The organism is Kitasatospora sp. CMC57 (assembly GCF_045866025.2).
Lineage (GTDB): Bacteria > Actinomycetota > Actinomycetes > Streptomycetales > Streptomycetaceae > Kitasatospora.
The window spans coordinates 5,024,952-5,042,473 of the sequence record NZ_AP035881.2 but is presented as its reverse complement, the minus strand read 5'-3'; the positions used below and the strand labels follow the sequence as shown (position 1 = coordinate 5,042,473).

The window sequence follows — 17,522 nt, the reverse complement described above, 5'->3', positions numbered from 1 at the left end:
GCCAGAGTAGCGGACGTGACTCAGCAACTGACGCTCCCCCAGCTCGCTCCATCCCGGTCCCTGCTCTCCACCGCCGGGCTCGCCACCGTCCTGCTCGGGGCCTTCCTCCCCTCGCTGGACTTCTTCGTCGTCAACGTCGCCCTGCCGACCATCGAGCACGACCTCAGCGCCGGGCCCGCCGTCCTGGAGCTGATCGCCGCCGGGTACGGGATCTCCTTCGCCGTCCTGCTCGTGCTCGGCGGCCGCCTCGGCGACGCGCTCGGCCGCCGTCGGCTCTTCCTGTACGGCGCGATCGCCTTCGCGCTCACCTCGCTGGTCTGCGGCCTGGCCCCGGACGCCTGGAGCCTGGTGGCCGGCCGGGCCGCCCAGGGCGCGGCCGCCGCACTGCTGATCCCGCAGGTGCTCGGCACCATCACCGCCGCCACCGACGGCCACCGCCGGGCCAGGGCGCTCAGCGTGTACGGCGCGGCGGGCGGGGTGGCGGTGGTGGCCGGGCAGGTGCTCGGCGGGCTGCTGGTCGCCGCCGACCTGTTCGGCACCGGCTGGCGCTCGGTCTTCCTGCTGAACGTCCCGTTCGCGCTGCTGGCCGCCCTGCTGGCGCTGCGGCACGTCCCGGAGAACCGCGCGGACCGGGCCACCGGGGTCGACCTGCCTGGCACGGCCCTGCTGACCGCCGCCCTGCTCGCGCTCTTCGTCCCGCTGACCGAGGGGCGGGCGCTGGGCTGGCCGGTGTGGGGCTGGGTGCTGCTCGCCGCCTTCCCCTTCCTCGCCTGGGCCTTCGTCCGCGTCGAACTGCGGACCGAACGGGCCGGGGCGGTGCCGCTGCTGCCCTTCTCGCTGCTCCGCCTGCCGGAGATGCGGCGTGGGCTCGGCATCGCACTCCCCTACTTCACCGGCTTCGGCGGCTTCATGTTCGTGATCGCCGTCCTGCTCCAACAGGGTCTCGGACTGGGCCCGGTGACGGCGGGCTGGGCGCTGGTGCCGATGGCCGTCGGCTACTTCTGCGCCTCGCTGTCCGGCCCCCGGCTGGTCGGCCGCTTCGGCAGCCGGGTGATCACGGTCGGCGCGGTGGTCCAGGCGCTCGGCCTCACCACCCTGGCCACCACCGCCCTGGTCACCGACCTCACCCCGCTCCGGATGCTCCCGGGCGTCGCCCTCGCGGGCATCGGCCAGGGCCTGATCGGCACCCCACTCTTCCGGGTCGTCCTCTCCCGCATCCCCACCACCCGGGCCGGCGTCGGCAGCGGCGTCCTCGCCACCACCCAGCAGTCCAGCCTCGCCCTGGGCGTCGCCACCCTCGGCACCCTGTACCTCGCACTCGCCCCCTCCCTCGGGTTCGCCCAGGCCCTCGCAGTGGTGCTGGCGCTGCAGACCGGCGGCTCGCTGGCGATCCTGCTGCTCAGCCTGCGGCTGCCCCGCTCGGTCGGGTGACGACGCGCACGGTGAGCCGGCATGCCGTGCGCCCGCAGTCCCTCGACCACGGACGGGCCGTCAGCGTCTCTTCCCGGCCGAGGGGTTGCACCGCCTGACACCCGACGTCGGTGGCGGGTGACAGCATGACGGGATGAACGACGCCGTGCACCCGTCCACCACCCGTACCCGCGAGGAGCTGGCCGCCCTGGTGGCGGCCGGTGCGCGGCCGAAGTACCTGATGTTCTGGGGCCACCGGCCGGAGCGCGACGGCAGTGTCGGGCCCGGCTCGCTGAGCCAGTGGTGGCCGTCCGCGTTCGCCGTGGACGGGGTGCGGTACCCCACGGCCGAGCACTGGATGATGGCGGGGAAGGCTCGGCTGTTCGGGGACGAGGAGGCGCTCGGGCGGATCCTCGCCGCCCGTACCCCGGCCGAGGCGAAGAACCTGGGCCGGCTGGTCCGCGGCTTCGACGACGCGCGCTGGGCGGCTGCGCGGTTCGACCTGGTGGTGGCCGGCAACCTCGCCAAGTTCGGGCAGGACCCGGCGCTCCGCTCCTACCTCCTCGGCACCGCCAACCGGGTCCTGGTCGAAGCCAGCCCGCTCGACCGGGTCTGGGGCATCGGCCTGGCCGCCGACGCCGAAGAGGCCCTCCGGCCGTCCGCCTGGCGGGGTCTCAACCTCCTGGGATTCGCCCTGATGGAGGCCCGCCGGCAGCTGTCCTCCTGAGGCATCCGCTCGGCCGGGCAGCTCCCGGGAACTGCGACGCCGGCTGCTGGGCGCCTGACCACGGCCGAAAAGCTCCGGACTCGCCTCCGTAACACAACTGCCTTGTTCTGCGGCCAGGATGACCCTTCAGGGACTGCCGGAAGACTCAGGACGGTGCGATGACGGTGCGCGAAATCGACCCCGGGGCGGCGGAGGATGTCCAGGCCCTGCGGTCGGAGCTGGACGAGCTGCTGCGGGCCCGCCGGTACGCGGCCCAGCGCGAACAGCGGCTCGCCGAGGGCGTGAGCAGCGGCAACGATCCCGAACTGCACCGTCAGCTGGCCCAGATCCGAAGTCTCAGGGACGGACTCGCCAGCCGTCACCTGGAGTTGAGTGAGCGTCTGCTCGCGTTGGAGGACCACCGGCGCGAGCAGACCGCCGTCCCGGTCCCGCGTCGTCCGACCGGTGCCCGGTTCGGCGGCGCTTACGAGGCGGCCCCCGCGCCGCAGCCCGCTCCGGCGGCGGCCGCCGCGCCGATGCGCGGGGCCCGGTTCGCCGGGGTCGCCGCCCCCGCCGCCGAGCCCGAACCCGAGGCGCCGCAACCGGTGGCACCGCCCCGCCCCAAGGCCCCCGAGCCGCGCAGCGCAGCCGAGTTGGCCGCGCTGGCCGCCCGGATCACCGCCCTGCACCGCCGGGGTTCGGCCCAGGAGTCGGCCGCCGTCACCGCGCAGGCCGCGGTGGTGCTGGCCCCCGCCGACGTGGCGCGGCTGATCGCGCTGCTGCGCGCCGAGGGCCCGGCGGGCGCGGCGGGCTACCTGGCCCGGGCGGTGGCCCACGGCGCCGCCGGGCAGGCCGCGGGCACGCTGGCCGAGCTGCGCAGGGCCGGTCTCTCCGAGGAGGCGGCCGCCCTGTTTCACGCCCTCTGGGGTTATCCGGCCACCGAACTCCCCTCTCTGCTGGCCGCGTTGGAGCAGGCCGGGCTCTCCGCCGACGGTCTCACCCTGCTCTGGGAGTGGGGCTCGGCCCCGCCCGCCGAACTCGCCGCCCTGGCCGACCATCTCCGGGCGGCCGGCCGCACCGAGGACGCGTACCGGCTGCTGCACCAGGCGGCGGGCCGTCGGACCGACGAACTCGCGGACACCGCAATCCACTTGGCCCCCCGGCTGGCCGAGGCACTGAGCTACGAGGTGGTCCGGCTGCGCTCCCCCGCCGACCTCGCCGACTACGCGGCCGGGCTGGTCGTCTCCCCCGACCGCTACCGAGCGCTGCTGGCGGCCGTCGGCACGCTGGACGAGAGTCGCACCCGGGCCGCGCTGGCCGCCCTGCGCGGGGCGGGCCTGCCGCTCCGCACCTGACGGGAACGACGGTGGCCCCCGACCGAGGACGTCGGGGGCCACCGTCGAGACGTACCTAGCAGCCGATCAGGCGCGCACCCAGGTAGGACTTCACCTGGTCGAGCGAGACCCGCTCCTGCGCCATGGTGTCACGCTCGCGGATGGTGACCGCGTTGTCCTCGAGGGTGTCGAAGTCGACGGTGACGCAGAACGGCGTACCGATCTCGTCCTGGCGGCGGTAGCGCTTGCCGATCGCGCCCGCGTCGTCGAACTCGACGTTCCACGCGGTGCGCAGGTCGGCCGCCAGGCCACGGGCCTTCGGCGACAGGTCGGCGTTGCGCGACAGCGGCAGCACCGCGACCTTGACCGGCGCGAGCCGGGGGTCGAGCCGCATGCCGACCCGCTTCTCCATGACGCCCTTGGCGTTCGGCGCCTCGTCCTCGAAGTAGGCGTCGATCAGGAAGGCCAGCATGGCGCGGTTCAGACCGGCTGCGGGCTCGATGACGTACGGGTAGTACCGCTCGCCGGACTCCTGGTCGAAGTACTTGAGGTCCTGGCCGCTGGCCTCGCTGTGCACCGTGAGGTCGTAGTCGGTGCGGTTGGCCAGGCCCTCAAGCTCGGAGAACTCACTGCCGCCGAAGTTGAAGCGGTACTCGATGTCCACCGTGCGCTTGGCGTAGTGGGACAGCTTCTCCTTCGGGTGCTCGAAGAAGCGCATGTTCTCGGTCCGCAGGCCGAGGCCGACGTACCAGTCCCAGCGCTGCTGGAGCCAGTACTCGTGCCACTGCTCGTCCTCGCCCGGCTTGACGAAGAACTCCATCTCCATCTGCTCGAACTCGCGGGTGCGGAAGATGAAGTTGCCGGGGGTGATCTCGTTGCGGAAGCTCTTGCCGACCTGGGCGATGCCGAACGGCGGCTTCTTGCGCGAAGTCGTCTGCACCGCCTTGAAGTTGGTGAAGATGCCCTGCGCGGTCTCCGGGCGCAGGTAGGCCAGGCCACCCGCGTCCTCGGTGACGCCCAGGTGCGTCTTCAGCATGCCCGAGAACTCCTTGGGCTCGGTGAAGGCGCCCTTGTTGCCGCAGTTCGGGCAGTTGACGTCGGCCAGGCCGTTGGCCGGGACCCGGCCGTGCTTGGCCTCGTACGCCTCCTCCAGGTGGTCCGCACGGAACCGCTTGTGGCAGGAGAGGCACTCGGTCAGCGGGTCGTTGAAGGTGGCGACGTGGCCGGAGGCCTCCCAGACCTCGCGGGCCAGGATCACCGACGAGTCGAGCCCGACGACGTCCTCCCGAGCGGTGACCATCGAACGCCACCACTGGCGCTTGATGTTCTCCTTGAGCTCGACGCCCAGCGGCCCGTAGTCCCAGGCGGCGCGGGTGCCACCGTAGATCTCGCTGCAGGGGTAGACGAAGCCACGGCGCTTGCTCAGGCTGACGATCGTGTCGATCTTGTCGGCGGCCACAGTGCTCTCTTCAGTACGACGTCACGGGAGGACGGCACGGTCAAGGCGCGGCTGGTTGCACGCACCCGAATACTCCAGAGGTTACCGGGCGTGGTGGTGGGGGGTTCAAATCGGTATTCCGGGACGGGTCGGTGCGTCGAACCGATGATCGGCCTGTTCGATGATCGATCGAGTTGACAATCATTTCCAGTTAAGTTGAGAATGGTTGTCATGATGTTGCGACGCCTCACCACCTCGATAGCCCTGACCGCCACCGCCGCCGTCGGCGCCCTCGTCCTGACCGCCTGCGGAGGTTCGAGCAGTGCGAAGGACGCCGGCGGCAAGCTGGACGTGGTGGCGTCGTTCTACCCGATGGAGTTCCTCGCCCAGCAGATCGGCGGCGAGCACGTGAAGGTGACCGGGCTCACCAAGCCCGGTGTCGAGCCGCACGACCTGGAGCTGACCGCCAAGCAGGTCGCCCAGGTGAAGGGCGCCGACGCGGTGGTCTACCTCAAGGGCCTCCAGCCGGCCGTCGACAAGGCCGTCGCACAGACCGACGCCAAGCACGTGGTGGACGCCACCGCCGCCTCCCCGCTGGTCGACCACCACCTCGCGGAAGAAGAGGCCGAGGGCGGCCATGAGCACGAGGGCGCCGCGGGCGACCCGCACATCTGGCTCGACCCGAACCGCTACGCCACCGTCGCCAAGAGCCTCGGCGCCGAGCTGGCCAAGGCCGACCCGTCGCACGCCGCCGACTACCAGCGGAACACCGACCGGACGGTGGCCGAACTGGCCGCGCTGGACCAGGAGTTCAAGGACGGCCTGAAGGACGTCAAGGGCAGGTCCTTCGTCACCAGCCACGCCGCCTTCGGCTACCTCGCCGACGCCTACGGCATCAACCAGATCGCCATCAACGGCGTCGACCCCGAGGCCGAGCCCACCCCGGCCAAGCTGGCCGAGGTCCAGCAGGCCGCCAAGCAGCACGGCGTCACCACGATCTTCTTCGAGACCCTGGTCAGCCCCAAGCTCGCCGAGACGGTCGCCAAGGACCTCGGTCTGAAGACCGCCGTCCTGGACCCGCTGGAGGGCGTCAAGGACCCGGCCAAGGACACCTACTTCTCGGTCATGCGGCAGAACCTGCACAACCTCCAGGCCGCGTTCGGCACCACCACCGGCTGACGGGACGTCACCAACTCATGAGCTTCACACCACAGGTCTCCCCGGCGCGGCACCCCCGAGAGGCGGGTGCCGCGCCCGCGGTCGTCCGCCTCCGCGACGCCGTCGCCTCCCTCGGCGGCCGCCCCGTGCTGCGCGGCGTGGACCTGGAGGTCCGGCCCGGCGAGGTGGTCGCGCTGCTCGGGGCCAACGGCTCCGGGAAGTCCACCACCGTGAAGTCCGTGATCGGCGCCGTCCCGCTGGAGCGGGGCGGGCTCGAGCTGTTCGGCACGCCGTTCGCCAAGTTCCGCGCCTGGCACCGGATCGGCTACGTGCCGCAGCGCACCACCGCCGCCGGCGGGGTGCCCGCCACCGTCCGCGAGGTGGTCTCCACCGGGCGGCTCCCGCAGCACGGGCTGTTCCCGTTCCGCCGCAAGGACCGGGACGCAGTCGACCGCGCCCTGGCCCAGGTCGGCATGCTGGACCGGGCCGAGGACGGCGTGGCCGGGCTCTCCGGCGGCCAGCACCAGCGGGTGCTGATCGCCCGCGCACTGGTCGGCTCCCCCGAACTCCTCATCATGGACGAACCGATGGCCGGGGTGGACGTGGCCAGCCAGCAGGTACTCGCCGACACCCTGCGCCAGGAGGTCGGCCGGGGCACCGCCGTTCTACTGGTGCTGCACGAACTCGGGCCGCTGGAACCGCTGATCGACCGCACCGTGGTGCTCCGCGACGGCTGCGTCGCGTACGACGGCCCGCCGCACCCGGACACCGGCCAGCACGCCCTGCCCGGCCACGACCACGTGCATCCCCACGGGGACGACCACCTGACGACCCCTGGACTGCTGTCATGACGGAAATGCGGATGCCCTCCAGGCGGGTCCGTGGTCGTGTCCTGCACGCGCTGCCCGACGCCCCCTGGACCGCCGTCATGACCGAAGTGCAGACGCCCTCCGGGCGGGTCAGTGGTGTTGCCCTGCCCGACCAGCCGACGACCCCTGGACTGCTGTCATGACGGAAATGCTCAGTTACGACTTCATGCAGCGGGCGCTGATCGCCGCCGTGCTGGTCGGCATCACCGCGCCCGCCGTCGGCATCTACCTGGTGCAGCGTCGGCAGGCGCTGATGGGTGACGGGATGGGCCATGTCGCGCTCACCGGTGTCGGCCTCGGCTTCTTCTTCCAGACCAGCCCGGTCTGGATGGCCGTGCTGGTCTGCATCCTCGGTGCGGTGGTGATGGAGCTGGTCCGCTCGCGCGGCAACCAGCGGGGCGACATCGCGCTGGCGATGCTCTTCTACGGCGGCATGGCCTGCGGGAAGATGCTGGTCAGCATGAGCGCCCAAGCGGGCAACGGCAGCCTGGAGAGCTACCTCTGGGGTTCCATCCTGACCGTGGCGCCCAGTGACCTGGTCACCATCACGGTGCTCGCCGGGGTGGTCATCGCGGTCACCATCGGCCTGCGCCGCCAGCTGTTCGCGATCTGCCAGGACGAGGAGTTCGCCCGGGTCACCGGCCTGCCGGTACGGGTCCTCAACCTGCTGCTCGCGGTGATGGCCGCGGTCACCGTCACGGTGGCGATGCGGGTGGTCGGCCTGCTGCTGGTCAGCGCGCTGATGGTGGTCCCGGTGGTGGCGGCCCAGCAGCTCACCCGCTCGTTCGCGATGACCCAGGCCACCTCGATCGGCGTCGGCGTCGCGGTGGCGGTGGCCGGGGTGGCCGGTTCGTACCAGGCCGACCTGCCCTCGGGGCCGACCATCGTGCTGCTGGCGATCGTGGTCTTCGCGGTGCTCAGCGCGGTCGCCGCGCCGCTGGCCCGGCGGCGGCACCGGGCGGCGGGCGACCACGGCCCCGAGGTCTGCGAGGTCCGGCTGCCCGGACAGCAGCAGGGCAGCGCGGAGGATTCGGTCACCAGTCGGGGGCTGGCACAATGAGGTGCCAGACCACCCCACGACCAGGAGGACCCACGGTGACCACCGCAGGCCCGTCGCGCGCTCGATCGACCCGGCAGCGAGCTGCCGTCTCGGCGGCCCTGGACGAGATCGAGGACTTCCGCAGTGCGCAGGAACTGCACGACCTGCTCAAGCACCGGGGCGACTCCGTCGGTCTGACCACCGTCTACCGCACCCTGCAGTCGCTGGCCGACGCCGGTGAGGTGGACGTGCTGCGCACCGCCGACGGCGAGGCGGTCTACCGCCGGTGCAGCAGCGGGCACCACCACCACCTGGTCTGCCGCAGCTGCGGCTCCACCGTCGAGGTCGAGGGCCCGGCGGTCGAACGCTGGGCCAACGCGATCGCGGCCGAGCACGGCTACAGCGACATCGCGCACACCCTGGAGATCTTCGGTACCTGCGCGGAGTGCACCAAGAAGGTCTGAACCACCACGAGGGCCCCGTACGCGACCGCGTGCGGGGCCCTCGGCGCGTACGGGGTCAGCGCTGGGCCGGGACCTCGTTGGCCAGCGGAACCTCGTTGGGCTGAGCCCCGCCGAAGCGCCGGTCGCGCATCGCGAACTGCTCGCAGGCCCGCCACAGGTCGCGCCGGTCGAAGTCCGGCCAGAGCACGTCCTGGAACACGAACTCGGCGTAAGCACTCTGCCAGAGCAGGAAGTTGGACGTGCGCTGCTCGCCGCTCGGGCGCAGGAAGAGGTCCACGTCCGGCATGTCGGGGTGGTAGAGGTACTTGGTGATGGTCTTCTCGTTGACCTTCGACGGGTCCAGCCGACCGTCGGCCACATCGCGGGCGATCGCCGCCATCGCGTCCGCGAGCTCGGCCCGGCCACCGTAGTTGACGCACATGTAGAGGGTGACGGCGTCGTTGTTCTTCGTCTGCTCCTCGGCGACCTGGAGCTCCTGCACCACGCTCTTCCAGAGCTTGGGCATCCGCCCGGCCCAGCGGATCCGGACGCCCATCGCGTCCATCTCGTCGCGGCGGCGGCGGATCACGTCCCGGTTGAAGTTCATCAGGAACTTCACCTCGTCGGGGGACCGCTTCCAGTTCTCGGTCGAGAAGGCGTACAGCGACACGTTCTTGACGCCCAGCTCGATCGCGCCCTTGAGCACGTCCAGCACCACCGACTCGCCGATCTTGTGGCCCTCGGTGCGGGGCAGCCCGCGCTCCTTGGCCCAGCGGCCGTTGCCGTCCATCACGATCGCGACGTGCTCGGGCACCAGCTCACCCGGGAGCTTCGGCGGCAGGGCGCCGCTCGGGTGCGGGGTCGGGGGGAGGTACTCCCGCTGCTTGCTGCCGAAGAGCCGTCGCGCTGCCATGCTCACTTCTCCACGTATCTCATCGAGCGGATACCCCGCTCCAGGTGCCACTGCAGGTAGGCCGCGACCAGGCCGCTGCCCTCCCGCCAGTACCGGGACTCACATCCGTCCGCCGTCCGCCAGTCCCCTGACAGCAGCGCGCCGAGCAGTACCAGTGTCTCAGGGGAGGGTACGGCACAGCCAGGCACGCGGCAGTCGGCGCAGAGCACCCCGCCCGCCTGCAACGAGAAGAACCGGTTGGGGCCCGGCAGTCCGCACTTCGCGCAGTCGGTGAAGCTGGCGCCGTACCCGTTGACGGCCAGTGAGCGGAGCAGGAACGCGTCCAGCACCAGGTGGGACTGGTGCGTGCCGGCGGCCAGCGTGCGCAGGCCGCCGACCAGCAGCAGGTACTGCTGGACGGCCGGCTCGCCCTCGTTCTCCGCGAACCGCTCGGCGGTCTCCAGCATCGCGGTGCCGGCGGTGTAGCGGCCGTAGTCGGTGACGATGGTGCCGCCGTACGGCGCGATCGTCTCCACCTGGGTACAGAGCGGCAGCCCCCGGCCCACCAGGTCCGCACCGCGGCTGAAGAACTGCACGTCCACGTGCGAGAACGGCTCCAGCCGCGCCCCGAACTTCGACTTCGTCTTGCGGATACCCCGCGCCACCGCCCGCACCTTCCCGTGCTGACGCGTCAACAGGGTGATGATCCGGTCGGCCTCGCCCAGCTTCTGGGTGCGGAGCACGATGCCGTCGTCCCGGAACAGACTCATGCCTCCCATTCTCGCGCACCCCACCGACACCCCCGCCCTCGCGGGCGCCGGGACGGGACGCCGCCTGCGGCGCGCTTGAGCAGCACCGACGACGGCAACCGCCTGCGGCGCACGCGGGCGCAGCGGAGAACATCGCCTGCGGCGGGCTCAGCGGACAGCAGCCGCCTGCGGCGCGCTCCGCGGACGTGCGGAACCGGTTTCGCCGGCGGCGGGCTTGGGTGGTGCGGGCGGGGTCCGCCGGCGGCGGGCTTGGGTGGACAGCCGGGCAGCAGCAGCCTGCGGCGCGCTCAGCCGGAACGAAGACGACAACCGCCCGCGCCTCGGCGGGGCAGCTCCGACATCGCCTGCGGCGCGCGCTCGGCGGACCGCCGGGCGGGCGCGCCTGCGGCGGCCCTCCCGACGGGGCTCGCCTGCCAAGGGGTTGCACCTGAGTTCCGCCCAGCGGCACGTCGCAGGCGGCCCCATATATGACCCGTCACAGGCGACCCGCTCGCATGTCCCGAAGCGCGCCGTAGACGAATCCTCCGAAGCCCGCCGCAGGCGACTCTGCTCTCGCCACCCCAAGGCCGCCACCAGCGAATCCGGCTCACACGTCCCCGAGCGCGCCGCAAGCGAATCCTCCCGATGCCCGCCGCAGGCGGCCCCTTACAGCCGTGAGCCCCGCACCCGGTCTCGTGGGGGGACCGGTGGGTGCGGGTCACGGCGGGCCCGGAGGGGGGAGTCGGGCCCGGCCTGTGGGGGTCTAGTGGGGGGCGTTGGTGGCTGCCTCCAGGAGTTCGTCGACGCGGCTGCCGGGGAGTTTGAGGCAGCGGCCGACGGCCAGCAGGGCGGCGCGCTCCTGGGGGAGGTAGCGACCGTCGGCCAGCGCGATCCAGGCTCCCTGGAGGAGCAGCCGCTCCCGCCCCTGCTGGGCCAGGTGCGGCACCAGGGGCCCTATCGCGGCGTGCAGTTCGACGGTCAGTCCGTTCCCGGCGCCGACCAGGTCGAGCGGGGCCTCGCCGCCGACGCCGGACAGGGCGGCCAGTGCGGCCAGCACCTGTGCCTCGCCGCAGTCCTCGAATCCGGCCTCGCGGATCACGCCGCAGGCCGCCTCGCGGGCCGACCGGCCGCCGGTGCCGCCCGCGGCGAGCAGGGCGAGCGCGACGGTGTACTGGGCGTCCCGCAGCATCGCGGCCAGCCGGACGCAGGTGAGTTGGTCGAGGGTCTCCACGCCGTAGCGGCGGTGGCAGGAGGTGCACTGCACGCAGCCGGTCACCGGGCCGACGGGCAGGACCGGGGTGCCGAGCAGCCGGAGCCAGCGCCGACCGTACTGCCGGCGGTAGTTGCGGTCCCCGCCACAGCCGGGACAGAAGAAATCACCGAGGACGTCGGTCCGCCAGCGAGGACGGACACCCCACAACCCTGTCACGGCGCCACTCCCCAGACATGGCAGGCGGCCTGCACAACAGTGGGCAGGTCACGCGACCGGACTCCGCGGCCGTCCCACCGACCTCGGTTCCGGTGGATAGATGCTGCCACGGTTACGGCCGGGTGTCAGCACCCCGAACGGGTAAAGATGTGTCGCAGAACACATTCCCCGGGAACACCTCAGGGGGCCACCGACGGCGGCCCCCTGAGGGAGGATCAGGCGCGCTGCGCCCGGTTGACGGCGCTCACCACGGCCTTCAGCGAGGCCAGCACGGTGTTGCCGTCGATGCCGACGCCCCACAGCACCTTGCCGTCCACCGCGCACTCGACGTACGCGGCGGCCTGGGCGTCGCCGCCCTCGCTCAGCGCGTGCTCGGCGTAGTCCAGCACCCGAACGTCCACGCCGATCCCGGCCAGCGCGTTGACGAAGGCGGAGACCGGACCGTTGCCGGTGCCGGTCAGGGTGACCGGCTGCCCGTCCACCACGGCCTCGGTGGACAGCACGTCCCGCCCGTCCTCGGTGGTCAGGCTGCGGGACCCGCTCAGGGTGACCCGGCCCCACGGGTTGGCAGGGGTGGGCAGGTACTCGTCCTGGAAGACGCTCCAGATCTCGGCCGGGGTGACCTCGCCGCCCTCGGCGTCGGTCTTGGCCTGGATGATCCGGGAGAACTCGATCTGCTGACGGCGCGGCAGGTCCAGCTTGTGGTCGTTCTTCAGCACGTAGGCGATGCCGCCCTTGCCGGACTGGCTGTTGACCCGGATGACCGCCTCGTACGAGCGGCCCACGTCCTTCGGGTCGATCGGCAGGTAAGGGACGCCCCAGGTGTACGTGCCGACCGGCACGCCGGCCGCCTTGGCGTCGGCCTCCAGGGCGTCGAAGCCCTTCTTGATCGCGTCCTGGTGCGAACCGGAGAAGGAGGTGTACACCAGGTCGCCAGCGTAGGGGTGGCGCTCCGGCACCGGCATCTGGTTGCAGTACTCGGCGGTGCGGCGGATCTCGTCGATGTCGGAGAAGTCGATCATCGGGTCGACGCCCTGGGAGAACAGGTTCATCCCGACGTTGACCAGGTCCAGGTTGCCGGTCCGCTCGCCCTGGCCGAACAGGCAGCCCTCGACCCGGTCCGCCCCCGCCATGATGGCCAGCTCGGCCGAGGCCACGCCGGTGCCGCGGTCGTTGTGCGGGTGGGTGGACAGCGCGATGAACTCGCGGCGGCTCAGGTTCCGCGACATCCACTCGATCTTGTCGGCGTAGACGTTGGGAGTGGACCGCTCGACCGTGGTCGGCAGGTTCAGGATGATCTCGCGGCCCTCGCCCGGCTGCCAGACGTCCATCACCGACTCGCAGACCTCCAGCGCGAAGTCCAGCTCGGTGTCGATGAAGATCTCCGGCGAGTACTCGTAGCCGAAGACGGTGTCGTCCCGCAGGATCTTCTCGGCGTACTCCATCACCAGGCGGGTGCCGTCCACGGCGATCGCCTTGATGTCGTCCTTGCTGCCCTTGAAGACCACCCGGCGGAACAGCGGCGAGGTGGCGTTGTACAGGTGGACGGTGGCGCGCGGGGCGCCGACCAGGGACTCCACGGTGCGCTCGATCAGGTCCTCGCGGGCCTGGGTCAGCACCGAGATGGTGACGTCTTCGGGGATCGCGTCCTCGTTGATCAGCGACCGGACGAACTCGAAGTCGGTGGCACCGGAGGAGGGGAAGCCGACCTCGATCTCCTTGTAGCCCAGCTTCACCAGCAGGTCGAACATCTTGCGCTTGCGGGCCGGCGACATCGGGTCGATCAGCGCCTGGTTGCCGTCCCGCAGGTCGGTGGAGAGCCAGCGCGGCGCCTGGGTGATCACCTTGCTCGGCCAGATCCGGTCCGGCAGGTCCACGGTGCCGAAGGGTACGTACCGCTGGAACGGCATGCCGGACGGCTTCTGCGGGGTGGCCGCTGCGGTGATCGGAGTGGGGCGGTCGTTGAACGCGCGAGCGATGGAGGACTGCTCAGTCATGGAGGAGACTCTCGGCTTCCGAACTCGATTGCGGGCTGGTCGGGGTGAATGGACACCCGACTCGGCCGACTACCGCCCCGCGTCGGTGCGGGTGCAGCACAGTCCCCCGCGGAGAGGGAGCCGGCCTTCAGTGGTCTACAGGTCCTCGCCGCGGCAGCTAAGAAGAAGCAGCCCGTAACGCATGATGTGTCCCAGCGTAACCCAGGCCACTCCGTACCCACAGTGAGCCTCGCCACCATTCCACCCAGTGAGACGGACTCGAACTGACGTGCCGTCAACCAACCCATCCGTCCGGAACCCCCGCCGACTTCGCACCGCATTTTCACCGAAACGGGCAGCGCGTCGGCGGCGGTGCGTAGCACACTGGCAACCATGCGTATCCAGGTGAGCCGGACCGGTGGCCTGGCCGGCCACGCCCTCCGAGCCGAGCTGGACACCACCGAGCGGATCGACGCGCCCCACGTGCACGCACTGGCCAGGGAGGCCGTGGCGGGCGGCCTCCGCGCGCCCTCGTACGGGGTGCCGGACGGCTTCCACTACACGATCACCGTCGACGGGCGGACGGTGCACTGCGCCGACCCCAGGCTCACCGACTCGCAGCACGAGCTGGTCTCGCTGGTGCTGCGCGAGGGCGTGGCGCTGCACCCGCAGCAGTAGTCCGCTTTCGGATAATCCGGATCCCGCCGCAGTTTGTAGACTGCGGGCATGACCACCCGAACCGTTCTGGACCTCTCCGGCCTGCTCGCCCACACCAGTCACGTCCTGGCGACCCGGATGTCGGCCGCCTTCGCCGAGAGCGGCCTGGAGATCACTCCGCGCGGCTTCTGCGTCCTGCTGCACGCACAGGAGGAGGAGCGGACCCAGATCCAGCTGGCCGAGATCGCCGACCTGGACAAGACCACCATGGTGGTGACCGTCGACGAGCTGGAGCGTCTCGGCCTGGCGGAGCGCCGCCCGTCCAGCACCGACCGGCGGGCCCGGATCATCTCGGTCACCCCGAGTGGCGCCGAGGCGGTGGCCGCAGGCGTGCAGATCGTCGACCGGGTACACCAGGACGTACTGGACGCACTGCCCGAGCAGGACGGCGCGGCACTGCTGCGCGCCCTGACCACCCTCCAGGAGGGGCACCTCGCCACACCGGCCGAGAGCGACCGGCCGATCCGCCGACCCCGCCGGGCGCGGGCATAGTCCGGGAAAAGATAGTCCGGTACGGGACTATCTGGTAGCGTCCTACCCGCTGTCACCGAACGGGAGGGACCCCATGACCCCGCACGCCCACTCACGCTGGTTCTCACTCGTGGCGCTCTGCGCCGGGATGCTGATGATCATCCTGGACGGCAGCATCGTGACCGTCGCGCTGCCCGCCATCCAGTCCGACCTGGGCTTCTCCCCCGAGGACCTGACCTGGACGGTCAACGCCTACCTGATCGCCTTCGGCGGACTGCTCCTGCTGGCCGGCCGGCTCGGTGACCTGCTCGGGCGGAGGCGGATGTTCGTCGCCGGGCTGGTGATCTTCACCGCGGCCTCGCTGCTCTGCGGGGTGGCGGGCAGTCAGGAGGTGCTGATCGGCGCCCGGTTCCTCCAGGGCGTCGGCGGGGCGATGGCCTCGGCGGTCAGCCTCGGCATGATCGTCACGCTCTTCCCCGAGCCGGGTGAGCGCGGCCGGGCGATCGGCGCGTTCAGCTTCGTCGGCGCGGCCGGTGCCTCGATCGGGCAGGTGCTCGGCGGGGTGCTGACCGAGGCGGTGGGCTGGAACTGGATCTTCTTCGTCAACCTGCCGATCGGGCTGGCCGCCGTGCTGCTCGCCCTCCGGGTGCTGGCCGCCGACGGCCCGGCCCGGTCACTCCGCGGCCTGGACGTGCCCGGCACCGCCCTGGTCACCGCCGGCCTGATGACCGGCGTCTACGCGATCGTCTCGATCACCCGGTACGGCTGGGGCGCGCTGCTGCCCGGCGGCCTCGCGGTGCTGCTGCTCACCGGCTTCGTGCTCCGCCAGCGGCGGGCCGCGGAACCGCTGCTGCCGCTGCGACTGCTCCGCTCCCGCACCGTCTCCGCGGCCAACCTGGTGCAGGTCCTGATGGTCTCCGCACTGTTCGGCTTCCAGGTGCTGATCGCGCTCTACCTGCAGAACGTGCTCGGGTACGGCGCCGCAGCCACCGGCTTCGCCATGCTCCCGGCCGCCCTGACCATCGGCGCGGTCTCGCTCTTCCTGTCCGCCCGGCTGACCGCCCGGTTCGGTGAACGGGCCGTCCTGCTCGGCGGGTTGGCCCTGCTGGTGGCTGCCATCGGCCTGCTGACCAACCTCCCGGTGGACGCCTCGTACCCCGTCCACCTGCTCCCCACCATGCTGCTCGCGGGCGGCTTCGGCCTGGCCGTCTCCGCCCTCACCTCGCTCGCCATGGCCGAGGCGAGCCCCGAGGACGCGGGCGTCAGCTCCGGCCTCTTCAACACCACCCAACAGGTCGGCGGCGCCCTCGGCGTGGCCGTCCTGGCCACCCTGGCCGGCCACCGCACCCACGTGCTGCTCGCCGACGGCGCGTCAGCTCAGGCCGCCCTGACCGACGGCTTCCGGCTCGCATTCGGGCTCGGCACCGGCCTGCTGGTGGTCGCCTTCCTGATCGCCGCCACCGTCCTGCGTCGTCCGGCCCGGGCCGTTGTACCCGCCCCGGTCTGAGCCGGCCCCGGTCTTACCCCCACCCGAAGAGGAGCCGTCCCGATGAGCACCCCGACCCTCGACCCCGCCGTCCGCGCCCTGCTGGACGCCCGGAACTTCGCCACCGTCACCACGCTGAACCCGGACGGCGGCCCGCAGTCCTCGGTGATGTGGCTGAAGCGCCAGGGCGACACCGTCCTGCTCTCCACCACCGCGGGCCGCCAGAAGGCCCGCAACCTGGCCCGCGACCCCCGGATCAGTGTCTCGGTCTACGACCTGGCCAACCCGTACTCCTCGGTCGAACTGCGCGGCACCGCCGAGCTGCTCCCCGACCCCGACCGCCAGCTGCCGTACGAGCTCTCGCACCGCTACCTGGGCACCGACCCGCCGCTGGCTGAGCCCGACGAGGAGCGGCTGATCATCCGGGTCACCCCGGCCAGGGTGCTCCGGTTCGCCGTCTGAGGGTCAGAACCCCAGCTTGCGCAGCTGCTTCGGGTCCCGCTGCCAGTCCTTCGCGACCTTGACGTGCAGGTCGAGGTAGACCGGCGTGCCGAGCAGCGCCTCGATGTGCTTGCGCGCCGTCGTGCCGACGTGCTTGAGCCGGGCGCCCTTCGCTCCGATGACGATGGCCTTCTGGCTCTGGCGCTCGATGTAGACGTTGGCGTGGATGTCGAGCAGCGGGCGGTCGGCCGGGCGGCCCTCGCGCGGGATCATCTCCTCGACGACCACGGCCAGCGAGTGCGGGAGTTCGTCCCGGACGCCCTCCAGGGCGGCTTCGCGGATCAACTCGGCGACCATCACCAGCTCCGGCTCGTCCGTCAGGTCGCCGTCGGGGTAGAGCGGCTGGCCCTCGGGGAGCAGCTTGGTGATCAGGTCGCCGACCAGCTCGACCTGCTGGTCGCCGACGGCCGAGACCGGGATGATCTCGGCCCACTCGAAGCCGAGCTCCTGGGCCAGCTGCTGGACGGCGAGGAGCTGTTCGGCCAGCTTCTTGGAGTCGACCAGGTCGGTCTTGGTGACGATGGCCACCTTGGGGGTCTTCCTGATCTCGGCGAGTTCCTTGACGATGAACTTGTCGCCGGGGCCGAGCTTCTGGTCGGCGGGCAGGCAGAAGCCGATCACGTCGACCTCGGCCCAGGTGGAGCGGACCAGGTCGTTGAGGCGCTCACCGAGCAGCGTGCGCGGCTTGTGCAGCCCGGGGGTGTCGACCAGGACGAGCTGGGAGTCGGGCCGGTGCACGATGCCGCGGACGGTGTGGCGGGTGGTCTGCGGACGGTCCGAGGTGATCGCGACCTTCGTCCCGACCAGAGCGTTGGTCAGGGTCGACTTGCCGGCGTTGGGACGGCCGACGAAGCAGGCGAACCCAGAGCGGTACGGGGAGGAAGGGGCAGTCATGCCGACCATT

The 17,522-nt window shown here is 71.5% G+C and carries 17 protein-coding genes; 11 read left to right on the top strand and 6 right to left on the bottom strand.

Going from position 1 to position 17,522, the window contains the following annotated elements; translation table 11 throughout:
- The first annotated feature begins 15 nt into the window (after nucleotides 1-15).
- The 3 genes from ACKUU6_RS22630 to ACKUU6_RS22620 all read left to right on the top strand — a co-directional run bounded on the left by ACKUU6_RS22630 (nucleotide 16) and on the right by ACKUU6_RS22620 (nucleotide 3,471).
- Nucleotides 16-1,431 (top strand): MFS transporter, encoded by a 1,416-nt coding sequence (locus ACKUU6_RS22630; protein WP_407990377.1) that lies wholly within the window; start codon nucleotides 16-18, stop codon nucleotides 1,429-1,431.
- Nucleotides 1,432-1,564: 133 nt separating this feature from the next.
- Nucleotides 1,565-2,137: an NADAR family protein gene (locus ACKUU6_RS22625; RefSeq protein WP_407990376.1), complete on the top strand. Its 573-nt coding sequence runs from the start codon at nucleotides 1,565-1,567 to the stop codon at nucleotides 2,135-2,137.
- Nucleotides 2,138-2,295: 158 nt separating this feature from the next.
- Complete coding sequence (locus ACKUU6_RS22620; RefSeq protein ID WP_407990375.1) at nucleotides 2,296-3,471, top strand: hypothetical protein; 1,176 nt, start codon at nucleotides 2,296-2,298, stop codon at nucleotides 3,469-3,471.
- Between the two features lie 55 nt (nucleotides 3,472-3,526).
- Here the strand turns inward: ACKUU6_RS22620 and ACKUU6_RS22615 are convergent, their stop codons facing one another.
- Nucleotides 3,527-4,909: a glycine--tRNA ligase gene (locus ACKUU6_RS22615; RefSeq protein WP_407990374.1), complete on the bottom strand. Its 1,383-nt coding sequence runs from the start codon at nucleotides 4,907-4,909 to the stop codon at nucleotides 3,527-3,529.
- A 210-nt stretch (nucleotides 4,910-5,119) separates the two neighbouring features.
- Here ACKUU6_RS22615 and ACKUU6_RS22610 point away from each other — a divergent pair, with 210 nt between their 5' ends.
- The 4 genes from ACKUU6_RS22610 to ACKUU6_RS22595 all read left to right on the top strand — a co-directional run bounded on the left by ACKUU6_RS22610 (nucleotide 5,120) and on the right by ACKUU6_RS22595 (nucleotide 8,418).
- On the top strand, nucleotides 5,120-6,067 hold the full coding sequence (locus tag ACKUU6_RS22610) for a metal ABC transporter substrate-binding protein (protein WP_407990373.1): 948 nt from the start codon (nucleotides 5,120-5,122) through the stop codon (nucleotides 6,065-6,067).
- A 17-nt stretch (nucleotides 6,068-6,084) separates the two neighbouring features.
- Nucleotides 6,085-6,897: a metal ABC transporter ATP-binding protein gene (locus ACKUU6_RS22605; RefSeq protein ID WP_407990372.1), complete on the top strand. Its 813-nt coding sequence runs from the start codon at nucleotides 6,085-6,087 to the stop codon at nucleotides 6,895-6,897.
- 157 nt (nucleotides 6,898-7,054) lie between these two features.
- A complete protein-coding gene (locus ACKUU6_RS22600) occupies nucleotides 7,055-7,975 on the top strand; it encodes a metal ABC transporter permease (RefSeq protein WP_407990371.1) in 921 nt (306 codons plus the stop codon).
- Between the two features lie 35 nt (nucleotides 7,976-8,010).
- Nucleotides 8,011-8,418 carry a Fur family transcriptional regulator gene (locus ACKUU6_RS22595; protein ID WP_405017339.1) on the top strand — a complete coding sequence of 136 codons (408 nt, stop codon included), beginning with the start codon at nucleotides 8,011-8,013 and terminating at the stop codon, nucleotides 8,416-8,418.
- Nucleotides 8,419-8,473: 55 nt separating this feature from the next.
- On the opposite strand, the gene ACKUU6_RS22590 is transcribed toward ACKUU6_RS22595, so the two are convergent.
- The 4 genes from ACKUU6_RS22590 to leuA form a co-directional block, all read right to left on the bottom strand.
- The gene (locus ACKUU6_RS22590) at nucleotides 8,474-9,310 is read right to left on the bottom strand and encodes an isoprenyl transferase (RefSeq protein WP_407990370.1); all 837 of its coding nucleotides are present in this window, start codon (nucleotides 9,308-9,310) and stop codon (nucleotides 8,474-8,476) included.
- A gap of 2 nt (nucleotides 9,311-9,312) precedes the next feature.
- The gene (gene recO / locus ACKUU6_RS22585; protein ID WP_407990369.1) at nucleotides 9,313-10,059 is read right to left on the bottom strand and encodes a DNA repair protein RecO; all 747 of its coding nucleotides are present in this window, start codon (nucleotides 10,057-10,059) and stop codon (nucleotides 9,313-9,315) included.
- Between the two features lie 742 nt (nucleotides 10,060-10,801).
- A complete protein-coding gene (locus ACKUU6_RS22580; RefSeq protein WP_407990368.1) occupies nucleotides 10,802-11,467 on the bottom strand; it encodes a TerB family tellurite resistance protein in 666 nt (221 codons plus the stop codon).
- Between the two features lie 215 nt (nucleotides 11,468-11,682).
- Nucleotides 11,683-13,464 (bottom strand): 2-isopropylmalate synthase, encoded by a 1,782-nt coding sequence (leuA, locus tag ACKUU6_RS22575; protein ID WP_407990367.1) that lies wholly within the window; start codon nucleotides 13,462-13,464, stop codon nucleotides 11,683-11,685.
- A 372-nt stretch (nucleotides 13,465-13,836) separates the two neighbouring features.
- On the opposite strand from leuA, the gene ACKUU6_RS22570 reads away from it, so the two are divergent.
- From ACKUU6_RS22570 to ACKUU6_RS22555, 4 genes are all read left to right on the top strand, one after another.
- Nucleotides 13,837-14,121, top strand: a complete 285-nt coding sequence (locus ACKUU6_RS22570; RefSeq protein WP_407990366.1) for a protealysin inhibitor emfourin — start codon at nucleotides 13,837-13,839, stop codon at nucleotides 14,119-14,121.
- Between the two features lie 48 nt (nucleotides 14,122-14,169).
- On the top strand, nucleotides 14,170-14,652 hold the full coding sequence (locus ACKUU6_RS22565; RefSeq protein ID WP_407990365.1) for a MarR family winged helix-turn-helix transcriptional regulator: 483 nt from the start codon (nucleotides 14,170-14,172) through the stop codon (nucleotides 14,650-14,652).
- Nucleotides 14,653-14,725: 73 nt separating this feature from the next.
- A complete protein-coding gene (locus ACKUU6_RS22560) occupies nucleotides 14,726-16,138 on the top strand; it encodes an MFS transporter (RefSeq protein ID WP_407990364.1) in 1,413 nt (470 codons plus the stop codon).
- A 42-nt stretch (nucleotides 16,139-16,180) separates the two neighbouring features.
- Nucleotides 16,181-16,579, top strand: coding sequence for a PPOX class F420-dependent oxidoreductase (locus ACKUU6_RS22555; RefSeq protein WP_407990363.1), 399 nt, complete (start codon nucleotides 16,181-16,183; stop codon nucleotides 16,577-16,579).
- A gap of 3 nt (nucleotides 16,580-16,582) precedes the next feature.
- On the opposite strand, the gene era is transcribed toward ACKUU6_RS22555, so the two are convergent.
- The gene (era, locus tag ACKUU6_RS22550; RefSeq protein WP_407990362.1) at nucleotides 16,583-17,512 is read right to left on the bottom strand and encodes a GTPase Era; all 930 of its coding nucleotides are present in this window, start codon (nucleotides 17,510-17,512) and stop codon (nucleotides 16,583-16,585) included.
- Nucleotides 17,513-17,522: the final 10 nt, after the last annotated feature.

Coding starts and splice junctions, on each gene's coding strand:
- ACKUU6_RS22625 (WP_407990376.1), top strand. CDS start 1,565: ATGAACGACGCCGTGCACCCGTCCACCACCCGTACCCGCGAGGAGCTG.
- ACKUU6_RS22620 (WP_407990375.1), top strand. CDS start 2,296: ATGACGGTGCGCGAAATCGACCCCGGGGCGGCGGAGGATGTCCAGGCC.
- ACKUU6_RS22610 (WP_407990373.1), top strand. CDS start 5,120: ATGATGTTGCGACGCCTCACCACCTCGATAGCCCTGACCGCCACCGCC.
- ACKUU6_RS22605 (WP_407990372.1), top strand. CDS start 6,085: ATGAGCTTCACACCACAGGTCTCCCCGGCGCGGCACCCCCGAGAGGCG.
- ACKUU6_RS22600 (WP_407990371.1), top strand. CDS start 7,055: ATGACGGAAATGCTCAGTTACGACTTCATGCAGCGGGCGCTGATCGCC.
- ACKUU6_RS22590 (WP_407990370.1), bottom strand. CDS start 9,310: ATGGCAGCGCGACGGCTCTTCGGCAGCAAGCAGCGGGAGTACCTCCCC.
- recO (WP_407990369.1), bottom strand. CDS start 10,059: ATGAGTCTGTTCCGGGACGACGGCATCGTGCTCCGCACCCAGAAGCTG.
- leuA (WP_407990367.1), bottom strand. CDS start 13,464: ATGACTGAGCAGTCCTCCATCGCTCGCGCGTTCAACGACCGCCCCACT.
- ACKUU6_RS22570 (WP_407990366.1), top strand. CDS start 13,837: ATGCGTATCCAGGTGAGCCGGACCGGTGGCCTGGCCGGCCACGCCCTC.
- ACKUU6_RS22565 (WP_407990365.1), top strand. CDS start 14,170: ATGACCACCCGAACCGTTCTGGACCTCTCCGGCCTGCTCGCCCACACC.
- ACKUU6_RS22560 (WP_407990364.1), top strand. CDS start 14,726: ATGACCCCGCACGCCCACTCACGCTGGTTCTCACTCGTGGCGCTCTGC.
- ACKUU6_RS22555 (WP_407990363.1), top strand. CDS start 16,181: ATGAGCACCCCGACCCTCGACCCCGCCGTCCGCGCCCTGCTGGACGCC.
- era (WP_407990362.1), bottom strand. CDS start 17,512: ATGACTGCCCCTTCCTCCCCGTACCGCTCTGGGTTCGCCTGCTTCGTC.